Source organism: Microcoleus sp. CAWBG640 (assembly GCF_020883015.1).
Taxonomy (GTDB): Bacteria; Cyanobacteriota; Cyanobacteriia; order Cyanobacteriales; family Microcoleaceae; genus Microcoleus; species Microcoleus anatoxicus.
The window spans coordinates 33,611-37,013 of the sequence record NZ_JAHRFC010000053.1; the positions used below are offsets into that span (position 1 = coordinate 33,611).

Below are 3,403 nucleotides of genomic sequence, written 5' to 3' on the forward strand. Positions count from 1 at the left end.
GGCGGGCCAAACCCAGAAGCCAGAGTACAGGCGATCGCAGTCCCCGTTGGCGTACACAATTCGCGATCGATCCCATTGCTATAAACCGGCACTTGGTGCATTTCCCACAAACGCATCACCGCCGGTGTCGGCACCACCAATCTGCCGTGGGCTGCTTTCACCGTACCGCCCCCAGTGGGCATTGCCGAAAAGTAACACTCATCAATATCCAACCAATCCAAACCCAAACAAGTACCGATAATATCCACAAGTGCATCCGTAGCGCCCACTTCGTGAAAATAAACCTCCTCTGGGCCGATACCATGTACGGCACCTTCAGCCTCTGCCAATTTGCGAAATACGGCCAAACTCCAGGCTTCCACTCGCGCCGGTAACTGGGCACAGAGGATGATGCGCTCAATTTCTGGCAAGTTGCGATGGGGAGTGTGGCTAGTTTCGGCCTCCCCAGCATTGTGATGGTGAGAATGTTCGTCACCGTGGTGATGGTGGTGGTGAGTGCGATCGAATGTGGGGGATTCGGTTTCCGAGGGATCGAGGGTAGAGTCAGCAGCCAGATTTTGAGCTTTTTTCGGCAAATCCGCAATCAAATCCACATGAAATTTAGTTGCTTGTTGAGTATTGCGATGGACTAATTCGGTACGCAGTTGATACTCTGTCGAAATTCCCAATAAATGTAGTTTTTCAATTAGGTACTCCAAGGGGACGCCGGCATGGACGAGGGCTCCCAGACACATATCGCCAGCAATACCGGTTGGGCATTCAAAATAAGCTATTTTATTCATTATTAACAATTAATTTTCATCATTGATTGTTTCAGCGGATATTTCCATCGCCCAATTAGCCTGCAATATCATAACATGGCAATTATTTACGAAGTGCATCCAGTTACACCCCAAAAAGACCGAATCGAGAAGATTAAAGCTTCCCTAAAAGCTGGGGCCGTAATGCTTTATCCGACTGATACGGTTTATGCGATCGGCTGCGATATCAATGCTAAATCTGCGGTAGAACGAGTCCGGCAGATCAAGCAACTCTCTAATGATAAACCTTTAACGTTCCTCTGTTCTTCTCTGTCAAATATTGCCGAGTATGCCATTGTCACCAACGAAGCTTACAGGATTATCAAGCGATTAATTCCTGGACCTTATACGTTTGTGTTACCAGCTACCAAGTTAGTACCCCGGTTGGTGATGAACCCAAAACGCAAAACTACGGGCATTCGCGTTCCCGATCGCCCAATTTGTTTTACACTATTGGAAGCCTTGGGAAATCCAATTATTTCCACATCCGCTCACATCACTGCTGATGATGAAGGTGAAGCACCTGCTGTCGCTAGCAAAACACAAAACTTTGGCAAAGCTGAACTATTTGACTGTTTGGAAAAATTGGTAGATCTTATTGTTGATGACGGTTCCGATCCTGGATATCAAGTATCTACCATCCTAGATTTAACAGACAAAGAACCGGTGATTGTTCGTCGCGGTTTGGGATGGGAAGCTGCGGCTGCTTGGGCAGAGTCATAGTATAGCAGAAACTCCCGCCTGTTCGAGCTTTGAAAATACCAGAAAACTAACTCTTGGTGGAACAGGCTGGATGGCCTGTTCTATCAAGAGATTAACTCAAACAAGCCTTAAGCTTCTACCTTAACTCCTTTCCAAAAAGCAATGTAGCCTGCAATATTTTTAGCAGCATCTTTCGGAGTAGGATAATACCAAGCGGCATCTTTATTAACTTGTCCACCCACTTCAATACTGTAGTAACTAGCGACACCTTTCCAACCGCAAGTAGTGTGGGTGCTGCTGTCCTTAAAATATTCAGGCTTGATGGCATCTGGCGGGAAATAAAGATTGTTTTCTACGACTTCGCACTTGTCGCTCTCGGCCAAAACGGCACCATTCCAAATAGCTTTCGGCATCGGTTTCTCTGGTTAAATTAAGAATTTTAATTATTGTAACTGTATTTGTACTCAAAAAGCATAGAATAATGTAGAACTCACAAACCAACTACTGCAAATGTCAGGGTCGAATCTGCCCACATCTCCTGTCCCACCCACCCTCGAACAAGCTCTGAAACATTTCTTTGGCTATGACTCCTTCCGTGCGGGACAACGAGAAATTGTCGAAGCTGCTCTCCAAAAACGAGATCAGATGATTGTGATGCCGACAGGGGGTGGCAAGTCTTTGTGTTTTCAATTGCCAGCCCTATTGAAACCGGGTTTAAGTGTAGTTGTTTCCCCCTTAATTGCTTTGATGCAAGACCAGGTGGAAGCTTTGGTAGATAATGGGATTGGGGCGACTTTTCTCAATAGCACTTTGAATTCTCAGGAAGTGCGATCGCGCGAAACAGCAATTCTCGAAGGTAAAATTAAACTACTCTACGTTGCTCCTGAACGCTTGCTGGGCGAGAGATTTTTGCCATTCTTAGATATAGTAGCAGCTAAGTTGGGAATTTCGGCCTTTGCGATCGACGAAGCCCACTGCGTTTCCGAATGGGGGCACGATTTTCGTCCCGAATACCGACAAATGGAACGAGTGCGCGATCGCTACCCAGACATCCCCATTATGGCACTAACTGCCACCGCCACCGAGCGCGTCCGCCAAGACATTATCCAGCAGTTAACCCTGCGCAATCCTTACATCCACGTCGCCAGTTTCAATCGCCCCAATTTATACTACGAAGTTAGGTCCAAAACCAAGCACAGTTTTGCCGAAGTTTTGCAAATAATCCAAAAAAAAGGCGGTTCGGGAATTATCTACTGTCTCAGCCGCAAAAAAGTAGAAGAAGTTGCCTATAAATTGCAACAAAGTGGCATCCCAGCTTTACCCTATCACGCTGGCATGAACGATAGCGATCGCACAACCAACCAAACCCGCTTCATTCGCGACGACGTACAAGTAATGGTAGCCACAGTTGCCTTCGGCATGGGAATCAACAAACCCGATGTCCGATTTGTAATTCACTACGACTTACCCAAAAATCTCGAAGGATACTATCAAGAATCAGGTCGAGCAGGCAGAGACAACGAACCATCCCATTGTACCCTATTTTTTGGATTCGGTGATGTCAAAACCATCGAATATATCATCGATCAAAAACCCGATGAACAAGAACAGCGCATAGCCCGCCAACAATTGCGAAGAGTCATCAACTACGCTCAATCAACCGATTGTCGTCGCACAATTCAGCTAAGTTATTTTGGCGACTCATTCCCCGGAAATTGTGGAAATTGCGATAACTGTTGCCATCAAAAACCCGTAGAAGACTGCACAATAGAAGCCATGAAATTTCTTTCCTGCGTGGCTAGATGCAAAGAAAAATTTGGCATGAATCACATCATAGACGTGTTGCGTGGATCTAAAAATCAAAAAGTATTGCAATACCAACACAACCAACTTTCTACCTA

General features: G+C 45.9%; 4 protein-coding genes. 2 read left to right on the top strand and 2 right to left on the bottom strand.

Features of this window, described 5'->3' with window-relative positions; translation table 11 throughout:
- On the bottom strand, positions 1-782 hold a 782-nt coding region (locus AAFP11_RS21880; RefSeq protein ID WP_341738974.1), incomplete at its 3' end, for a LarC family nickel insertion protein.
- A 75-nt stretch (positions 783-857) separates the two neighbouring features.
- On the opposite strand from AAFP11_RS21880, the gene AAFP11_RS21885 reads away from it, so the two are divergent.
- Positions 858-1,523 (top strand): L-threonylcarbamoyladenylate synthase, encoded by a 666-nt coding sequence (locus AAFP11_RS21885; protein WP_341738971.1) that lies wholly within the window; start codon positions 858-860, stop codon positions 1,521-1,523.
- 107 nt (positions 1,524-1,630) lie between these two features.
- Here AAFP11_RS21885 and AAFP11_RS21890 read toward each other — a convergent pair whose 3' ends face one another.
- A complete protein-coding gene (locus tag AAFP11_RS21890; protein WP_340550069.1) occupies positions 1,631-1,915 on the bottom strand; it encodes a DUF427 domain-containing protein in 285 nt (94 codons plus the stop codon).
- Between the two features lie 97 nt (positions 1,916-2,012).
- Between AAFP11_RS21890 and AAFP11_RS21895 the strand changes: the two genes are divergently transcribed.
- Positions 2,013-3,403 (top strand): ATP-dependent DNA helicase RecQ (locus tag AAFP11_RS21895; protein WP_341738972.1); only part of this gene is annotated, 1,391 nt, incomplete at its 3' end.

What these genes read in the sequence shown, in the direction of transcription:
- AAFP11_RS21885 (WP_341738971.1), top strand. Translation starts at nt 858, where the DNA reads ATGGCAATTATTTACGAAGTGCATCCAGTTACACCCCAAAAAGACCGA.
- AAFP11_RS21890 (WP_340550069.1), bottom strand. Translation starts at nt 1,915, where the DNA reads ATGCCGAAAGCTATTTGGAATGGTGCCGTTTTGGCCGAGAGCGACAAG.